Origin of the sequence: Arenimonas sp., assembly GCF_035721105.1 — a bacterium.
Classification (GTDB): Bacteria; Pseudomonadota; Gammaproteobacteria; order Xanthomonadales; family Xanthomonadaceae; genus Arenimonas.
Genome location: NZ_DASTNG010000062.1, coordinates 1 through 18,659, shown reverse-complemented (window position 1 = coordinate 18,659; position 18,659 = coordinate 1). Strand labels below are relative to the sequence as shown.

At 70.3% G+C, this 18,659-nt stretch carries 13 protein-coding genes; 1 reads left to right on the top strand and 12 read right to left on the bottom strand.

Annotated features, from left to right (window positions below; genetic code table 11):
• Positions 1-25 precede the first annotated feature (25 nt).
• From VFQ84_RS10010 to VFQ84_RS10000, 3 genes are read right to left on the bottom strand one after another with little or no spacing between them, the layout of a single operon-like run.
• Positions 26-3,352, bottom strand: a complete 3,327-nt coding sequence (locus VFQ84_RS10010) for a NahK/ErcS family hybrid sensor histidine kinase/response regulator (protein ID WP_325131492.1) — start codon at positions 3,350-3,352, stop codon at positions 26-28.
• 16 nt (positions 3,353-3,368) lie between these two features.
• Positions 3,369-4,418: a PHB depolymerase family esterase gene (locus VFQ84_RS10005; protein ID WP_325131491.1), complete on the bottom strand. Its 1,050-nt coding sequence runs from the start codon at positions 4,416-4,418 to the stop codon at positions 3,369-3,371.
• Positions 4,419-4,438: 20 nt separating this feature from the next.
• Positions 4,439-6,694 carry a TonB-dependent receptor gene (locus VFQ84_RS10000; protein ID WP_325131490.1) on the bottom strand — a complete coding sequence of 752 codons (2,256 nt, stop codon included), beginning with the start codon at positions 6,692-6,694 and terminating at the stop codon, positions 4,439-4,441.
• Positions 6,695-6,854: 160 nt separating this feature from the next.
• On the opposite strand from VFQ84_RS10000, the gene VFQ84_RS09995 reads away from it, so the two are divergent.
• A complete protein-coding gene (locus VFQ84_RS09995) occupies positions 6,855-8,252 on the top strand; it encodes a GntP family permease (protein ID WP_325131489.1) in 1,398 nt (465 codons plus the stop codon).
• A gap of 99 nt (positions 8,253-8,351) precedes the next feature.
• Here the strand turns inward: VFQ84_RS09995 and VFQ84_RS09990 are convergent, their stop codons facing one another.
• From VFQ84_RS09990 to nusA, 9 genes are all read right to left on the bottom strand, one after another.
• Positions 8,352-8,966 carry a trimeric intracellular cation channel family protein gene (locus tag VFQ84_RS09990; RefSeq protein ID WP_325131488.1) on the bottom strand — a complete coding sequence of 205 codons (615 nt, stop codon included), beginning with the start codon at positions 8,964-8,966 and terminating at the stop codon, positions 8,352-8,354.
• Positions 8,967-9,014: 48 nt separating this feature from the next.
• On the bottom strand, positions 9,015-9,869 hold the full coding sequence (locus VFQ84_RS09985; protein WP_325131487.1) for a DUF817 domain-containing protein: 855 nt from the start codon (positions 9,867-9,869) through the stop codon (positions 9,015-9,017).
• A gap of 13 nt (positions 9,870-9,882) precedes the next feature.
• Positions 9,883-10,494 carry a CDP-diacylglycerol--serine O-phosphatidyltransferase gene (pssA, locus tag VFQ84_RS09980; RefSeq protein ID WP_325131486.1) on the bottom strand — a complete coding sequence of 204 codons (612 nt, stop codon included), beginning with the start codon at positions 10,492-10,494 and terminating at the stop codon, positions 9,883-9,885.
• A 167-nt stretch (positions 10,495-10,661) separates the two neighbouring features.
• On the bottom strand, positions 10,662-12,761 hold the full coding sequence (pnp, locus tag VFQ84_RS09975) for a polyribonucleotide nucleotidyltransferase (protein WP_325131485.1): 2,100 nt from the start codon (positions 12,759-12,761) through the stop codon (positions 10,662-10,664).
• A 122-nt stretch (positions 12,762-12,883) separates the two neighbouring features.
• A complete protein-coding gene (gene rpsO, locus VFQ84_RS09970; protein ID WP_034209934.1) occupies positions 12,884-13,144 on the bottom strand; it encodes a 30S ribosomal protein S15 in 261 nt (86 codons plus the stop codon).
• A gap of 163 nt (positions 13,145-13,307) precedes the next feature.
• Positions 13,308-14,252, bottom strand: coding sequence for a tRNA pseudouridine(55) synthase TruB (gene truB / locus VFQ84_RS09965; protein ID WP_325131484.1), 945 nt, complete (start codon positions 14,250-14,252; stop codon positions 13,308-13,310).
• A gap of 9 nt (positions 14,253-14,261) precedes the next feature.
• Entirely contained in the window at positions 14,262-14,624 is a 363-nt protein-coding gene (rbfA, locus tag VFQ84_RS09960) for a 30S ribosome-binding factor RbfA (protein ID WP_290890494.1), read from the bottom strand.
• 15 nt (positions 14,625-14,639) lie between these two features.
• Positions 14,640-17,321 (bottom strand): translation initiation factor IF-2, encoded by a 2,682-nt coding sequence (infB, locus tag VFQ84_RS09955; protein ID WP_325131483.1) that lies wholly within the window; start codon positions 17,319-17,321, stop codon positions 14,640-14,642.
• An 81-nt stretch (positions 17,322-17,402) separates the two neighbouring features.
• On the bottom strand, positions 17,403-18,659 hold a 1,257-nt coding region (gene nusA, locus VFQ84_RS09950), incomplete at its 5' end, for a transcription termination factor NusA (protein ID WP_325131482.1).

Genomic DNA, 18,659 nt, shown 5'->3' with positions numbered 1-18,659 from the left:
TTCGCAGGCGGGCCTCCCGGCCCGGTCAGCGCGCCAGCAGGCGCGCCATCACGGACTTCAGGGCCAGGGGCTTGAGCGGTTTGTGCAGGAGCACGCAGCCCGCCGCGGCCACCGCGTCGCGGACGTCGGCGGCATGGTCGGCGGTGATGACCACGCAGGGACGGGGCGGCATCACCGCGGCCAGGCGTTCGCGCAGCATCAGGCCGGTCTGGTGGTCGTCGAGGTGGAAGTCCAGCAGCACCAGGTCGGGCGGATCGGCCGCGACCAGGCGCAGGGCTTCCTCGCCGTCGCGCGCGGCCAGCACTTCGCACTGCCAGCCTTCGAGCAGCGCCTGCATGCCGCGCAGCACGTCGGCGTCGTTGTCCACCACCAGCACGCGGCTGCGCGGGGGCTCGGGCGGCGGGGGCGCCGGCGCGGCGGCCGCGACCGGCGCCGGCGCGGCGCGCGGCACCTCGATCGAAAACACCGTGCCCCGTCCCGGCCAGGAGCGCAGCTTCAGCGGCAGGCCCAGCAGGCGCGCCACGCGCTCTGCGATCGCCAGCCCCAGGCCCAGGCCCTGGCCGCCGCGGTCGAGCCGCCGGAACTCTTCGAAGATCACCGACTGGTCGGCCTCGGCGATGCCCGGCCCGGTGTCCCAGACTTCGATGGCGAGGCGGTCGCCGCGCCGGCGGCAGCCGATCAGGATGCGCCCGCGCGCGGTGTAGCGCACGGCGTTGCCCAGGAAGTTCTGCAGCACCCGCCGCAGCAGCTGCGGATCGGTGCGGACCCAGGCGCCGCAGGCCACGGTGTCCAGCGGCAGCGCCTTCTCCGCGGCCAGCACCCGGAATTCCGCGGCCAGCGGCAGCACCAGTTCATCGATGCGGAACACCTGCGGCTTGGGCGCCATGCCGCCGGCGTCGAGCCGCGAGATGTCGAGCAGCCCCGCCAACAGCGACTCGGCCGAGCCCAGCGCGCCGTCGATATTGGCCAGCGCCGCCTGGTGCCGCGGCTCGTCGAGCTGCGGCGACAAGGCATGCACGAACAGATGCGCCGCGTTCAGCGGTTGCGCCAGGTCGTGGCTGACCGCGGCCAGGAAGCGCGTCTTGGCGCGGTTGGCGCGCTCGGCCTCGGCCTTGGCGCCGGCGAGTTCGGCGGTGCGCTCGGCCACGCGCTGCTCCAGCGTCTCGGCCACCAACTTGAGCTCGGCCTCGCTGCGCCGGAAGGCGGTGACGTCGGTGAAGGTGGCCACGAAGCCGCCGCCCGGCATCGGCGTGCCGCGGATCTCGACCACGGTGTCGCCGAAGCGGCGTTCGGTGACGTAGGGCGTGCCCGCGCGCATGTGCTGCAGCCGGCGCTGCACCGGGTCGGCCGCGGCCCGCGACTGTACCCGGCCGCGGGCGACGTTGTGCGCCACCAGTTCCGCCACCGGCACGCCGACCTGCAGCAGCTCGGGCGGGTAGTCGAACAGCTCGGCATAGGGCCGGTTCCACGCCACCAGCCGCAGCTCGGCATCGACCACGCTGATGCCCTGGCTCATGTTCTCCAGCGCCGCCTCCAGCACCCGCTGGTTGAACCGCAGCGCCTGCGACGCCTCGCCGACGATGGTGGCCACGGTGTCGAGGTCGCGGCCCTGTTCGCGGCGCGCGGCGTCGAGCAGCAGCCGCGCCGAGGCCGCGCCCAGCACCGCGGCCAGCTCGCGCTCGACCCGCTGCTGCACCCCGGCCGCCACGGCGCCGTCGCCGGTGGCGCCGGCCAGCGCCGCCTCCACCCGCGGCAGCGGCAGGAAGCGCACGGCCACCGCGCGCAGGCCGTCGCGCGTGAGCGTCGCGCCCTGCCCGCGGTCGGGCAGGACGTCCAGCCGCGACGCCAGCGCCCAGGTCACCAGCGCACCGGCCACCAGGCTCAGCACGGTCGCGCGCGCGATGCGGCTCCATTCGCCCAGGCCGAACATCCCGTCCGGCGACAGCCACGCCAGCCCGAAGGGCCCGTCCACCAGCCAGGTCGCGCGCGCCGCCGCGGCGTCGGCCAGCGCCGGCACCAGCAGCACCCAGATCCACACCGCCACCGCCGCCAGCAGGCCCGCCAGCACCGCGCGCGGCGGCGTCTGCGGCCGCCACACGGCGAAGCCCACCGCCGGCGCCAGCGTCGCCAGCCCGGAGAACGACAGCGCGCCGATGTCGGCCAGCGCATCGCTGCCGGCGATCGCGCGGCTGTAGCCCCAGGCCAGCAGCACCACCACCAGGATGCCCACGCGCCGCTGCATCAGCACCGCGCCGCGCAGGTCGGCGCCCTTGCCGCCGCCCAGCCCCCAGGCGCCGCGCACCAGCAGCGGCGCCAGCCAGTGGTTGGAAATCATCACGCTCAGCGCCAGCGTCGACAGGATCACCATGCCGGTGGCCGCGCTCAGGCCGCCCAGGAAGGCCAGCAGCGCCAGCGCTTCCTGGCCCTGCGCCAGCGGCAGCGCCAGCACGTACAGGTCGGAGGGCACGCCGATCGGCGCCAGCAGCGCGTCGCCGGCGCGCGCCAGCGGCAGGATCGGCAGCGCGATCACCAGCATGTACAGCGGGAACAGCCAGCGCGCCGTGCGCAGCTGGCCTTCGTCGCGGCATTCGACCACGCCGACGTGGAACTGGTGCGGCAGCGTGAACATCGCCAGCGCGCCCAGCAGCACCAGCGCCGGGAAACCGCTGGCGCCGTCGGCCGGCGGCGGGACCGGCGGCACGTCGGGCAGTTCCAGCCCGAACCAGACGAAGGCCCCGAGCGCCAACATCGCGCCCAGCTTGAGCAGCGACTCGAGCGCCATCGCCAGCACCAGCCCGCGGTTGTGCTCGGCGGCCGAGGCGCGCCGCGTGCCGAACAGCATCGCGAACAGCGCCATCGCCAGCGCCACGTAGAGCGCGCTGTCCTGCCAGGGGGGCGGCGACAGGTCCGAGGCGCGCGTGAGCAGCCCGTAGCTCATCGCCACCGCCTTGAGCTGCAGGGCGATGTACGGAACGATGCCCAGCATGGCCACGAAGGTGACCACGGCGGCCAGCCAGGAGTTCTTGCCCAGCCGCGTCGCCACCAGGTCGGCCAGCGAGGTCGAATTGTGCTCGCGCGCCAGCCGCAGCAGCTTGAGCAGGAAGCCGAAGCCGAGCACGTACAGCAGGATGGTGCCGAGGAAGGTCGGCGGGATCGGCCAGCCCGAACGCTGGGCCTGGGTCACCGTGCCGAAGAAGGTCCAGGACGTGCAGTACACCGCCAGCGACAGGCTGTAGACCATCGGCCACTGCTTCGACAGCAGGCCCGGCCGGCGTTCGGCCCACAGCGCGGTGCCGAACAGCAGGCCCAGCCAGACCAGGCCGGCGCCGATGACGAGGGCATCGGTCAGCACGGCGCGGGCGTCCGGCTCACTCCAGCGGCGCGCCGAGCGCGGCCATGGCCGACGCCAGCCAGCGCAGCTGCAGGCCGCGCCGGGTGTCGTAGTCCGGCCCCGTGTAACCCCACCAGTCCCAGCATGCCTTCGGATTCAGCGGCAGATAGCTTGATCGCGCCTGAGGATACAGCACCACCAGCCGCATCACGTCCGCCCAGCGGTTGAAGCCGGACTCGCGCGCGAAGCGATCGCCCAGCCGCCCGATGTCCTGTTCGCAGCCGTGGAAGACCACCACCGCCCCGCAGGTCTCGCCCGCGGCGCAGGCGGCCGGCACGTACAGCCAGCCGCGGTCGGCCAGCAGCGGATCGCCCGCCGCCGGCACGTACGGCGTCTGGTCGAAGACGCGCAGCTCGCCGGTGGCGACGCCGGGCGCCGCGGACGGCCCGTACAGCCAGGCCAGGGCTTCGCCCGCGGCGTCGAAGCCGCAGGCGCCCAGGTGCGGCGCCCCGCCGGCGCGGCAGTCGACGCCGCTGGCGGCGGTCGGCATCACGTGGCCGAACTCGCGGGCGCCGTCCCAGCGCAGCGCGAGGTCGGGCACCTGCGGCACCAGCTGTTCGTACACGCCCAGCGAGGCGCGGCTGACGCCCTCGGCGACCGTGCCGTCGTCGCGGCCGTGCAGCGCCAGCACGCGGTCCCCCGCCAGGCCGGCCAAGGGCGCCAGGTCGCCCGCTTCGGCGCGCTCGCGCACCTTGCCGGCCAGCCGCGCCGGGTCCGGGGTGAAGGGCTCGGCCTTCATGCACGGCCCCAGCGCGGTATCCAGCTGCCCGCCCGCGCAGCCGTAGGGCCCGCCGGCGACCAGCACCGCGCCGCGGAGCCGGTCCGAGAACGCCAGGTGCACCTGCGTGGCCTGGTAGGCGCCGGACGACACGCCGGCCACGGCGATGCGGTCCGGATCGAGCGCGAGCGAGGGCAGCGGCGGCGCCGACGGTGCGGCGCAGGCCGCCAGCACCAGCGTCGACGCGACGCCGGCGAGCCGCGCGGCGGGAGTAAAAAGACGGGCCGCTTGCGCGGCCCGTTGGGACATTTCCCGGGGAAAGCTTGGCATCAGAAGTTGTAGCGCAGCGACGCGTAGTAGTTGCGCGGCATGCCGTAGTAGGCGGTCTGGATGTTGCCGACGCTGGAGAATTCCTGGCCTTCGGTCTTGTAGACCTCGTCGGACAGGTTGCGCACGCCGGCGCGCACTTCCCACTGGCCCTCGGCTGAGGTCCAGGCGCCGAACAGGCCGTACAGCGTGTACTCGCCCTGGCGCAGGTTCACGCGGTTGTCGACCGACAGCCAGGTCTCGTCGCGGTAGGAGGCATCGGCGCCCACGGCCAGGCGGCTGCCGCCGGCCAGGTCGAAGGTGTGCTGCACGGCCAGGCGCGCGGTGACCTTCGGGCTGAAGGGCACGTGGTCGTGGATGTTGGCGAACAGCGCCGGGTTGGTGGCGGTGCGCGGATCGACGAACTTGTCGTAGCGGGCGTCCTGGAAGCCCACCTGGGCGCTGACGACGGTGGCCTCGCCCAGCAGCGCGCTGCCCTCGAACTCGGCGCCGCGGATGCTGAGCTCGGCGGCGTTGAGCACCGGGAAGGCGAAGGTCGGGATCGGCGCACCCGGGTTCTGGATCTCGGACACGCGGGCCTGGAAATCGGTGTAGTCACTGCTGAACAGCGCGAAGTTGCCGCGCATGCGGCGGTCCTCGGACTGCAGCTTCATGCCCACTTCCCAGGTGGTGACGAACTCGGGATCGAACGAGCTGATCTCGGGCGCGGTGTTGGCGCGGCCGTTGAAGCCGCCGGCCTTGTAGCCGCGGTTGCCGGAGACGTAGGCCATCGCGTTCTCGCTGACCTGCTTCTGCAGGCTGAAGGACGGGGTCCAGGCGCTCCAGCTGTCCTCGATGGTGAACTCGTTCTGCGGATCGGCAGCCAGCAGGGCCAGGTTCGAGAAGGTCGAGGTGGTGCGGAAGTAGTTCTTCTTGTCCTTGCTGTAGCGCAGGCCGGTGGACAGCGTCCAGGTCGGCGCGAACTCCCAGCTGGCGTGCACGAAGCCGGCGTAGCTGGTGTTGGACAGGTCGTCGTCGATGGTGCGCAGGAAGGTCAGCGGCACGCCGCCGAAGGCCAGGAAGTCATCGGCATAGGCTTCCTGGTGCGACGGCACGTTCTCGTCGAGGTAGAACAGGCCCATCACGGCCTTGAAGTTGCCGCCGTTGTCGTACTGGAGCTGGAACTCCTGGCTGAACTGGTCCTGGTCGATCGCGACCAGCACGTCGCCGAGCTCGAACTCGGAGGCGTCGATGTCGATGTAGGACTCGGTCTCGAGCTCGCGGTAGGCCGTGATCGACTTGAACAGGAAACGATCGTTGAGGTTCCAGTTCATCGCCAGCGACACGCCGGCGTGGGTCAGCTCCTGGCCCTGGTCGGGGTCGAACGAGGTGCGGGTCTGGAAGTTGTACTCGCCCGGCACGTAGGGACGCAGCACCACGGTGCCCAGCGAGAAGTCGGTCTGGGTCAGCGGCGCGGTCGGCTCGCCCAGGGTCAGGGCGTTGTCCTGGCGGGTGTAGTCGAGCGCGAGGGTGGCGTTGAAGGCGTCGCTGGGGCGGAAGGCCAGCTTGGCGCGGATGGCGCGGGTGTCCTCGCCGTTGTAGTCCTTGCCGGTGGTCGGGTCGGTGACGTAGCCATCGGAATTGATCCAGGCGCCAGCGATGCTGGCCGCCATCGTCTCGCTGAGCTGGAAGCTGGCGTAGGCGCGGCCCTCGGCGCGGCCGAAGTTGCCGGCGGTCAGCTCGACCGCGCCGCGGTCGCCGTCGAACGGGTCCTTGGTGGTCAGCTTGATCGCGCCGCCGGTGGAGTTGCGGCCGTAGAGCGTGCCCTGCGGGCCGCGCAGCACTTCGACCTGGCCGACGTCGAACAGCGAGAACAGCGCGCCGTTGATGCGCGAGTAGTAGACGTCGTCGACGTACATGCCGACGCCCGGGTCGAAGGTCTGCAGCGCATCGGGCTGGCCGACGCCGCGGATGAAGACGTTCACCGAGTTCGACGAGCCGCGGCCCGGCACGATGTTGAGGTTGGGCACGGCGCCCTGCAGGCCGTCGATGTTGGACGCCTGCAGGTCCTTGAGGGCGGTCTCGCTGAAGGCGCTGACCGCGACCGGGACGTCCTGCAGCGACTCGGTGCGGCGGCGCGCGGTCACTTCCACCGCGTCCAGGGTGGTGACGTCGGAGCGCGCCTCGTCGGCCGCCGCGGGCGCGGTCTGGGCCACGGCCTGCATCGCGGCCAGGGACAGGGTGAGGCCGATGGCCAGGCTCAGGTGGGTGCGCTTCATTCGTTTCCCCTTGCAACGCGGTTGGCTGGCCGGGATGGCCGCATGGCGTGAAGACTATGCGGGGGCCGCGCCGGCGGCACCTGTACCTTGGTACAAGTGGCCGGCGCCGCGGCGGCTGGGGACACTCGGGGCCTTGCTTGGAACCCCGGGGACCGAAGGCATGTCCTTCCTGATCGTGTTGGCCGCGCTGTGCTTCCTGATGCTGGTCGCCTACCGCGGCTACAGCGTCATCCTGTTCGCGCCGGTGGCGGCCCTGGGCGCGGTGCTGCTGACCGACCCCAGCCTGGTGGCGCCGATGTTCACCGGGCTGTTCATGGACAAGATGGTGGGCTTCCTGAAGCTCTACTTCCCGGTGTTCCTGCTCGGCGCGATCTTCGGCAAGCTCATCGAGGTGTCGGGCTTCTCGAAGTCGATCGTGGCGGCGACCATCCGCCTGTTCGGGCCCGACCGGGCCATGCTGTCGATCGTGGCGGTGTGCGCCGTCCTCACCTACGGCGGCGTGTCGCTGTTCGTGGTGGTGTTCGCGGTCTATCCGTTCGCGGCCGAACTCTTCCGCCAGGCCGACATCCCCAAGCGCCTGATCCCCGGCACCATCGCGCTGGGCGCGTTCACCTTCACCATGGACGCCCTGCCCGGCACGCCGCAGATCCAGAACATCATCCCGACCGGCTTCTTCGGCACCGACACCTGGGCCGCGCCGGTGCTGGGCACGATCGGTGGCGTCTTCATCCTGGCGCTGGGCATGACCTACCTGGAGTCGCGCCGCCGCGCCGCCGCCCGCGCCGGCGAAGGCTATGGCACCGACCTCAGGAACGAGCCCACGCCCTTCGCCGGCGACCGGCTGGCCAACCCCTGGATCGCCCTGCTGCCGCTGGTGCTGGTGGGCGCCACCAACAAGCTCTACACGGTGCTGATCCCGCGCCTCTACGGCGAGAGCCACGAATTCGCGCCCTCGGTGATCGGCAACGCCGCGCCGGTGGTGCAGGAAGTCAGCCGCATCGCCGCCATCTGGGCGGTGGAAGGCGCCCTGCTGACCGGCATCGCCGCGGTGCTGGTGCTGGCCTGGAAGCCAGTGACCGCGCACTTCGCCGAAACCACCCAGCCCGCCATCGGCGGCGCCCTGCTGGCCTCGATGAACACCGCCTCCGAATATGGCTTCGGCGCCGTCATCGCCGCCCTGCCCGGCTTCCTGGTGGTCGCCAATGCGCTGGGTTCGATCCCCAACCCGCTGGTCAACGAAGCCATCACCGTCACGGCGCTGGCCGGCATCACCGGTTCGGCCTCGGGCGGCATGTCGATCGCACTGGCGGCGATGGCCGACACCTTCATCGCCAACGCCAACGCCGCCGGCATCCCGATGGAGGTGCTGCACCGCGTCGCCTCGATGGCCAGCGGCGGCATGGACACCCTGCCCCACAACGGCGCCGTGATCACCCTGCTGGCCGTGACCGGCCTGACCCATCGCCAGGCCTACAAGGACATCTTCGCCATCACGATCATCAAGACGATGGCGGTGTTCGTGATCATCGGCGTGTTCTACGCCACCGGCTGGGCCTGAGGCCCGGGGCCTTCGGGACGCTGTCCGGCCCCGGCCTGCAGGTCGGGCGCGGCCGCTACGGCGGAAACGCCGCCCGCATGAGCGCCGCCACGGCCAGGCTCACGCCGGCGGTCGCGCCACCGGCAATTTCCAGCCGCGGCGGATAGCGAACAGGCGCAGCCCGGTGCAGGCCGCCACGCCCGCCACGACCACCCCGGGCAGCGGCAGCGACAGCGCCGTGCCGAGCACCACCACGCCCGCGCCGACCAGCGCCGCGATCGCATAGAGTTCGGCCTTGAGCACGGTGGGCACCTGCGCCACCAGCACGTCGCGGATCATGCCGCCGCCGATGCCGGTGAGCATGCCCAGCAGCATCGCGCCGACCGGGCCCAGCCCGAAAGCCTGCGCCTTGAGCGCGCCGGCCACGGCGAACACGCCCAGGCCCAGCGCATCGATCGACTGCACCGGATTGCGCCAGCGCTCGATGGCGCCGGCGCGCCAGAAGGTGACCAGTCCGGCCGCGATCGAGATCGCCACGTAGCGCCAGTCCTGCAGCGCCGCCGGCGGCGTCGCCCCGATCATGGTGTCGCGCATCACGCCGCCGCCGTTCGCCGCCACGAAGGACAGCACCAGCACGCCGAACAGGTCGAGCCGGTGCCGCACCCCCACGAGTGCGCCGCTGAGGGCGAACACGAAGGTGCCGACCAGGTCGAGCGTGACGAGCAGATAGTCCATGCGGGGCTCCCTTGGCCGGGCACTTTACCAGCGCGGCGCGGGCCGGGCTCAGTCGGGCACGTGGATGCGCGCCTTGATGTGCTTGAGGTTGGCGACGATGGTGAAGGTCATCACCACCAGCAGCGCCCAGGAGCTCCACTTGCCCACGTGCACCGCGGCCCAGGCGCCGAGCTGGTCGGGGTAGCTCCAGACGCGGAAGAAGGTGGAGATGTTCTCGGCGATCCAGATGAAGAAGCCGATCAGCACGAAGGCCAGCAGCAGCGGCATCCGGCGGTCGCGGTCGAGCGGCCGGAACACCACGGTGGCGCGCGCGTAGAGACCGAGCGCCGCGGCCGCCAGGTACCAGCGATAGTCACCGATGAAATGGTGGGTGAAGAAGTTGGCATAGATCAGTACGGCCACCAGCGCCGCCATCCAGTGCGGCGGATGGTGCTGGACCCGAAGGTCGAACAGGCGCCAGGCCTGGATGATGTAGCTGCCCACCGCCGCGTACATGAAGCCGGCGAACAGCGGCACGCCCAGCACCTTGGTGTAGCCCGCGTCCGGGTAGCTCCAGGAGCCGATCGCCGGGGAGGTCTTGAACACCTCCAGCCCGAAGCCCACGGCATGGAACAGGCAGATCGCCTTGAGCTCGTCCCAGGTCTCGAGCCTGGCCAGCAGCATGAAGGCCTGGATCGCGAGCGCCGCCACCAGCAGCACGTCGTACCGCGGCAGCCCCAGCCAACCCTCGCGCGGCACCGTGAACACCGCCGCGAAGAACAGCACCACGAACAGGCAGGCGCGCGCTTCCTTGATGCCGAAGTACAGGAACTCGCGCAGGAAGCGCGGCAGGCGTTCGAGCCAGGGATGCGGGCGCTGGCCCGTCAGGTGGTCATCGATCGCCGCCAGCGTGGGGAGGTTCACGGCAGGGGCCGGCTCAGGGCTTGGGGATGCGGATGGTCTTGCTGATCATCAGCGAGCCCGACACGGCGTACAGCAGCACCAGCGGGTGCAGCTCCCAGCCCAGGTCCACGCTGCCGAACCAGATCGCCTCGCCGATGCGGCCCTGCCAGGTGGCCACGGCCAGCACGACCACCAGCGCCAGGCTGGTCGGGATCGGGGTGCCTTCGAAATAGCTCACCTTGCCCGCGTCGCCGGTGAGCGACTCGGCGGTGACGTTGTAGCGCGCCAGGCGGCTCACGCCGCAGCAGACGAAGTAGGACAGCACCGCCCAGTCCCAGCCGCCCTGCATGCCGCAGGCATAGGCGAGCGCCGCGGGCGCGACGCCGAAGGAGATCACGTCGGACAGCGAATCGAGCTCGCGTCCCAGCGTCGAGGCCGTGTGCCGGTGTCGCGCCACCCAGCCGTCCAGCGCATCGAAGATGAAGGCCAGCGGGATCAGGGCCATGCCCCAGAGCAAATCCGCCGTGCGTCCGTCCTGCAGGAAGCGCATGGCCGCGAAGACGGCGCCGGTGCCGCAGAAGGCGTTGCCCAGCGTCAGCCAGTCGGCCAGGTGGAAGCCGCGGATCATGGAGAAATGGCGCTTCATGCCGCGACTCTACCAGCGCCCGCTCATTTGTAGGAGCGCCTTCAGGCGCGAAGCCCTTCGCCGAAAAGATTCGCGCCTGAAGGCGCTCCTACAGGGCGGGGCTGAGGCGGGGCAAAGAAAAAGCGGGCCGAAGCCCGCTTTTTCGTGTGGTGCCGGGTGCGAGGGGCTTAGACGCCCTCGCCCTCTTCCACGGCCTTGATGGACAGGCGGATGCGGCCCTGCTTGTCCACCTCCAGCACCTTGACCTTGACCAGGTCGCCTTCCTTGAGCTTGTCGGAGACCTTCTCGACGCGCTCGTTGGAGATCTGCGACACGTGCACCAGGCCGTCCTTGCCCGGGGCGATGGTCACGAAGGCGCCGAAGTCCATGATCTTGGCGACCTTGCCCTCGTAGATGCGGCCCGGCTCGACGTCGGACGTGATCTGCTCGATGCGCGCCTTCGCGGCCTGGGCGGCGGCGGCGTTGACCGAGGCGATGACGATGGTGCCGTCGTCCTGGATGTCGATCTGGGTACCGGTTTCCTTGGTGATGCCCTGGATGGTCGCGCCACCCTTGCCGATCACTTCGCGGATCTTGTCCGGGTGGATCTTGATGGTCAGCAGGCGCGGCGCGAACTCGGACAGCTCCGAGCGCGGCGAGCTGATGGCCTTGGCCATCTCGCCGAGGATGTGCAGGCGACCGGCCTTGGCCTGGGCCAGGGCGACCTTCATGATCTCCTCGGTGATGCCGTCGATCTTGATGTCCATCTGCAGGGCGGAGATGCCGCCCTCGGTGCCGGCCACCTTGAAGTCCATGTCGCCCAGGTGGTCTTCGTCACCCAGGATGTCGGACAGCACGACGTAGTCGCTGCCTTCCTTCACCAGGCCCATGGCGATGCCGGCCACCGGCGCCTTGATCGGCACGCCCGCGTCCATCAGGGCCAGCGAGGAACCGCAGACCGAGGCCATCGACGACGAGCCGTTCGACTCGGTGATCTCCGAGACGACGCGGATGGTGTACGGGAACGACTCCATCGACGGCATCACGGCCTGGACGCCGCGGCGGGCGAGGCGGCCGTGGCCGATCTCGCGACGCTTCGGGCCCATCATGCGGCCGGCTTCACCGACCGAGTACGGCGGGAAGTTGTAGTGGAAAAGGAAGTGGTCCTTCGACTCGCCTTCGACGGCGTCGATGATCTGGCCGTCGCGCGCGGTGCCGAGGGTGGCGACCACGATGGCCTGGGTCTCGCCGCGGGTGAACAGCGAGGAGCCGTGGGTGCGCGGCAGCACGCCGGTCTTCACCGAGATCGGGCGCACGGTGTCGAGCGCGCGGCCGTCGATGCGGACCTTGGTCTTGAGCACGGAGTCACGCATGGTGCTGTACTCGAACTCGCCGAATTCCTTCGACAGGTCGGCCAGGTTCCAGCCATTGGCCTCGGCCTGCGGCTTGAGCGACTCGAGCACCGACTTCTTGACCGCCGAGATGGCTTCCTTGCGCTCGAGCTTGTCGCGCACCTGGAAGGCGGCCTCGAGCTGGTTGCCGATGGCGGCCTTGAGCGCGTCGATCGGGGCCTGGGCCTTTTCCGGCGCCTTCCAGTCCCAATGCTTGACGCCGACTTCGGCGACCAGCTCGTTGATGGCCTTGATGACGGCCTGCAGCTGCTGGTGGCCGAACATCACGGCGCCCAGCATCACGTCTTCGCTCAGCTCCTTGGCCTCGGACTCGACCATCAGCACCGCGTTGGCGGTACCGGCGACGACCAGCTCGAGGTCGGAGGTCTTGAGTTCGGTGGTGGACGGGTTGAGCAGGTACTTGCCGTTGGCGTAGCCGACCTTGGCGGCGCCGATCGGGCCCGCGAACGGGATGCCCGACAGGGCCAGCGCGGCGGACGCGCCGATCAGGGCCGGGATGTCGCCGTGGATCTCGGGGTTCATCGACATCACGGTGGCGATGACCTGCACTTCATTGCGGAAGTGCTCGGGGAACAGCGGACGGATCGGGCGATCGATCAGGCGCGACACCAGGGTCTCGCGCTCGGTCTGGCGGCCTTCGCGCTTGAAGAAGCCACCCGGGATGCGGCCACCGGCGTAGAACTTCTCGATGTAGTCGACGGTCAGCGGGAAGAAGTCCATGCCTTCCTTCGCGTTCTTGTTGCCGACGGCCGTCACCAGCACGACGGTGTCGTCGAACTTGACGATGACCGAGCCACTCGCCTGGCGGGCGACTTCGCCCGTCTCGAGGGTGACCTGGTGCTGGCCGTACTGGAAGGTCTTGGTTACTTTCGCCACGATGATGTTGTCCTCTTTTCGGATTCAATCCGCCGGGCACCCTGCCCGCCGGTTTCGCATTCGGGATTCCGTGCCCCCAAATGCAACGCGGCGCATCACTGCGCCGCGTCGGTTTACTTGTCTTAGCGGCGCAGGCCCAAGCGCTCGATCAGCGTCTGGTAGCGCGCCTGGTCCTTCTTCTTGAGGTAACCCAGCAGCGAACGACGCTGGTTGACCATCTTGAGCAGGCCGCGGCGGGAGTGGTGGTCCTGCTTGTGCGCCTTGAAGTGGTCGGTCAGGTGGTCGATGCGGGCCGAGAGCAGGGCAACCTGGACTTCCGGGGAGCCGGTGTCGTTGGGGACGCGCTTGAACTCTTCGATGATCTTGGCGGAATCAATGGACATGTTTTTTCTCTTGTGATGCGCAGCCTGCAGGAACGTCGCCAGGATTGACGTCGCACCGCGTGGCCCGCCGGTTGGGATGTGCTCGTGAAAGCCGCGAAAGTTTAACGGAAGCGGCCTTTACGGACAAGGCTTTAGCGCGGCCGGACCGCTGCCGCGGGCGCCGTCAGGAGGCGGAAGCCCAGCGGAACAGGCGTTTGGGCCAGAGTTGGCCGTCTTCACGCCACTCGCCGAGGCCGAGGGAGCGGCCGGCGGGATCGAGCAGGTTCACGGTCGCGGGGATCGGGCCCGGGGCCCCGCCCGGCGCGGATCCGAGGGTGGACACGGCCTGCCCCTGGCCGAGGCGGCGGGCCTCGCCGGCGTCGACCACGGCCGCCGGCCAGTGCGCCAGGCCGGCCTCCACGGGCAGCAGCAGGGCATCGAGGGCCGGCTCGCCGCCCGCGGCCGCAACGGCTTCGAGGGACGCGAAGGTGTGCATCCGCGGCGGATTGAAGGGCTCGACCCAGGTCCGGCGCAGGGCCGTGATGTGGGCGCCGCAGCCCAGGGCCTCGCCCAGGTCGCGGGCCAGGCTGCGGATATAGGTCCCGGAGCCGCAGGTGACGGCCAGCCGCAGCCGGTCGCCCTCCAGCGCCAGCAGCTCGATGGCGTCGATCTCGACCGCGCGCTCGGCGACCTCGATCACTTCGCCGCGGCGGGCCCGCGCATACAGCGGCTCCCCGCCCTGCTTGAGCGCCGAATAGATCGGCGGCCGCTGCATGATCCGGCCCAGGAACGGCGCCAGCGCCGCGGTGACGGTGGCGCGGTCGAGCGCCGGCACCGCGCGTTCGCGCAGCACCTGGCCATCGGCGTCGTCGGTGTCGGTGGTGGCGCCCAGGCGCAGGCCGGCCTCGTAGGCCTTGCGGCCGCCGAGCAGCAGCCCGGCGATCTTGGTGGCCTCGCCGAAGCACAGCGGCAGCAGGCCGGTGGCCAGCGGGTCCAGCGCGCCGGTGTGGCCGCCCTTCTCGGCGCGGTACAGGCGGCGCACGTGCTGCAGCGCCCCGTTCGAACTCAGGCCGGCGGGCTTGTCGAGCAGCAGGATGCCGTCGAGCGGCCGGAACACGGGGCGACCCACGCGCGGGCCTCAGTCCTCGGCGGGACCGGGCGGGTTGTCGCGCAGCAGCTGGTCGATGCGCTCGCCCTTGTCGACCGAATCGTCGTAGAAGAAGTGGATCTCGGGCACGTGGCGCATGCGCACGGCCTGGCCCAGGCGATAGCGCAGCTCGGGCGCGATCTCCTTGAGCCCCTTCACCGCCGCCGGGCCCTGCTCGCCGATCAGGGCGGTGACGAAGACCTTGGCGTGGGCCAGGTCGCGGGTGACCTCGACGTCGGACACGCTGACCGAGGGCAGCCCGTGCTCGCGCACCGCCTGGTGCACGATCTGGCCGATGTCGCGCCGCAGCTGGGCGGCGACGCGATCGGTGCGATGGAAGCTCTTCTTCGCCATGGCTTCGCGCGCGCCTTACAGCGTGCGCTGGACCTCGATGCGCTCGAAGCACTCGATCTGGTCGCCCGGCTGCACGTCGTTGTAGGCCTTCACCGCGATGCCGCACTCGACGCCGCTGCGGACTTCCTCGACGTTGTCCTTGAAGCGACGCAGCGACTCCAGCTCGCCCTCGAAGACCACGACCGAGTTGCGCAGCACGCGGATCGGCTTGGACTTGCGGACGGTGCCCTCGATGACCAGCGAACCCGCGACCGCGCCGAACTTGGAGCTGCGGAACACGTCGCGGACCTCGGCGATGCCCAGGATCTCTTCGCGGATCTCGACGCCCAGCAGGCCGGACGCCACCTGCTTCACCTGGTCGATCACGTCATAGATGATCGAGAAGTAGCGCAGGTCGAGGCCATTGGTCTCGATGATCTTGCGGGCGCTGGCGTCGGCGCGGACGTTGAAGCCGATGATGACGGCCTTCGAGGTCGCGGCGAGCGTGGCGTCGGATTCGGTGATGCCACCCACGCCGGAGCTGATGACGTTGATCTTGATCAGGTCGTTCGAGAGCGCGACCAGCGACTGGCGCAGCGCCTCGACCGAACCCTGCACGTCGGCCTTCACCAGCAGGTTGAGGTTGGCCTGGTCCTTGTCCTGGCCCATCGAGGCCATGATGTCTTCCATGCGCGAACCGGCGGTGGCGACCAGGCGCGACTCGCGGCGCTTGGCGTCGCGCTGCTGCGCGACTTCCTTGGCCAGGCGCTCGTCGGCCACGACCACGAAGTCGTCGCCGGCGTCGGGCACGCCCGACAGGCCCAGCACGACCACCGGGATCGACGGCTCGGCCTGGTCGGTCTGCTTGCCGTTCTCGTCGAACAGGGCGCGGACGCGGCCGTAGTGCACGCCGCAGACCAGGTAGTCACCCTTCTTCAGGGTGCCCTGCTGCACCAGCACGGTGGCGACCGGGCCACGGCCCTTGTCGAGCGCGGATTCGATGACCACGCCGGTGGCGCGGGCGTCGTAGACGGCGGTGAGTTCCATCACCTCGGCCTGCACCGCGATCGCGTCCAGCAGGGCGTCCACGCCCATGCCGGTCTTGGCCGAGATCGGCACGAACTGCACGTCGCCGCCCCACTCTTCCGGCACGACCTCGAGCTTGACCAGGCCCTGCTTGACGTTGTCCGGGTTGGCTTCCGGCTTGTCCATCTTGTTCACGGCGATCAGCAGCGGCACCTTGGCGGCGCGCGCGTGGTTCACCGCCTCGATCGTCTGCGGCATCACGCCGTCGTCGGCCGCGACCACCAGCACCACGATGTCGGTGAGCTTGGCGCCGCGGGCGCGCATGGCGGAGAACGCCGAGTGGCCCGGGGTGTCGAGGAAGCTGATGACGCCGCGCTCGGTCTCGACGTGGTACGCACCGATGTGCTGGGTGATGCCGCCGGCTTCGCCGGTGGCGACCTTGGTGCGGCGGATGTAGTCGAGCAGCGAGGTCTTGCCGTGGTCGACGTGGCCCATGATGGTGACGACCGGCGGACGCGTCTTGCGCTCGCCCTGCACGTCTTCCTGGTGCGCGACCAGCGCGATCTCGGCGTCGTCATCGTTGGCCTTGCTGGCGCGGTGGCCGAGTTCCTCGGTCACCAGCACGGCGGTGTCGTGGTCGATCACCTGGTTGATGGTCGCCATGACGCCCATCTTGAACAGCGCACGCACCACTTCGCCGCCCTTCATGGCCAGCTTCACGGCCAGGTCGGCCACGGTGATGGAGTCGCCGATGAAGACGTCGCGGACGATCGGCGCGGTCGGGCGCGAGAAGCCGTGGGCGCCGCCGCCGGTGCGCGAAGGCTCCGGACCGCGCAGCTTGGTCTTCTTGCGGTTGCCGGCGGCGCCGCGGCGGGCGCGCTCGGAATCGGTGAGGTGCAGCTGGCCGGCCGCGAAGCGGTTGGCCTGGCCCTCGTCACCCTCGTTGTCGACCATCGCGTGCGAACCGCGGACGGACTTGTTCTTGGGCGGCGCCTGCTTGGCGGCGCCCGGGCCGGGCTTGCCGGGACCGGCGGGCGCCGGGCGCGCGGCCGGCGCCGGCTTGGGCGCGACCGGACGCGACTTGCGCGGCTCGTGGATGATGATCTGGCCGACCGGGCCGGGCGCGGCGGGACGCGGCGCGGGCTTGGCCGGCGCTTCCTCGACCTCTTCCTCGAACACCGGCTCGGGCGGCGCGACCTCGGCCGGCGCATTGCGCGCGGCTTCCTCGGCCTTCAGGCGGGCTTCCTCGGCGTCACGCTCGAGCTTGCGCTGGCGGTCGGCCTCGCTGAGCGCGGCCAGCTCGGCGTCGTTGCGGGCCTTGGACTCCTCGAGCTTGCGCAGGGCTTCCTGGCGCTCGTCGGTGACCGGCGCGTCGGCTTCGTCGCGCTTGACGTAGGTGCGCTTCTGGCGCACTTCCACGGTGACGGTCGACTTGGTCTTGCCGGCGCTGACGGTCAGCTCTTCCTGCTTGCGTCGCTGCAGGGTGATCTTCTTGGGCACGGCGGCTTCGGCCGGCTTGTCGTCCTTGCCGTGGGTACGGCGCAGGAAGCCGAGCAGCTTCATCTTCTCGGTGCTGCTGACCACCTGGTCCGGCCCGCTGAAGGTCATGCCCGCACCCGCGAGCTGCTCGAGCAGCTTCTCGGTGGGCATACCCAGCACTTTGGCCAGCGAAGCAACGGTGACTTCAGACATTGGTTGGTGATTCCTTGGGACTGCGCGCCGGGGCGCGCGTGGTGAAGCAGGGAACGACTTGGAGCAACGGCGTCTTGGTGCTTATTCGAACCAGTGCGCGCGGGCGGCCATGATCAGCTTGGCGGCGCGGTCGGCGTCCATGTCCTCGATGTCGGTGAGGTCGTCGGTGGCCAGGTCGGCCAGGTCGTCGCGGGTGACGATGCCGCGGCCCGCCAGGGTGTAGGCCAGCGATTCGTCCATGCCGTCGAGCGACAGCAGGTCCTCGGCCGGCTTGTGCTCCTCGATCTCTTCCTCGACCGCCAGGGCCTCGGTGAGCAGCGCATCGCGGGCGCGGGCGCGCAGCTCCTCGACGATGTCGTCGTCGAAGCCTTCCACCGCCAGCAGCTCGGCGGCCGGCACGTAGGCGATTTCCTCGACCGTGCTGAAGCCCTCGGCGACCAGGATGCCGGCGATCTCTTCGTCCACTTCCAGCTTGTCCATGAACAGCTGGCGCGCGGTGGCCTGCTCGCCCTCGGACTTGGCGGTGACCTGGTCCTGGGTCATCACGTTGAGCTGCCAGCCGGTCAGGCGGCTGGCGAGGCGCACGTTCTGGCCGCCCTTGCCGATGGCCTGGGCCAGCTTGTCCTCGGCGACCGCGAGGTCCATCGAGTGCTTCTCTTCGTCGACGATGATCGACTGCACCTCGGCCGGGGCCATGGCGTTGATGACGAACTGCGCCGGGTTGTCCGACCACAGCACGATGTCGATGCGCTCGCCGTTGAGTTCGTTCGACACCGCCTGCACGCGCGAACCGCGCATGCCGATGCAGGCGCCGATCGGATCGGTGCGGTGGTCGTGGGCCAGCACGGCGATCTTGGCGCGGTCACCCGGGTCGCGGGCGGCGGCCTTGATTTCCACCAGGCCCTGGCCGACTTCCGGCACCTCGAGCTTGAACAGCTCGATCATGAACTCGGGCGCGGTGCGGCTGATGAACAGCTGCGGGCCGCGCTGCTCGGCGCGCACGTCCAGCAGGTAGCCGCGCACGCGGTCGCCCGGGCGCAGCACGTCGCGCGGGATCGCCTTGTCCTTGGGGATGAAGCCCTCGGCATTGCCGCCCAGGTCCACGTAGACGCTGCCGCGCTCGACGCGCTTGACCACGCCATTGATCAGCTCGCCGACGCGATCCTTCCAGGCGTCGACCACCTGCGCGCGCTCGGCTTCGCGGACGCGCTGCACGATGACCTGCTTCGCCGCCTGGGCGGAGATGCGGCCGAACTCGGGGTTCTCGATCTGCTCCTCGACGAAGTCGCCGACCTCGGCGCCTTCCTTCTCGTCCACGGCGTCCATCAGGCGCACCTG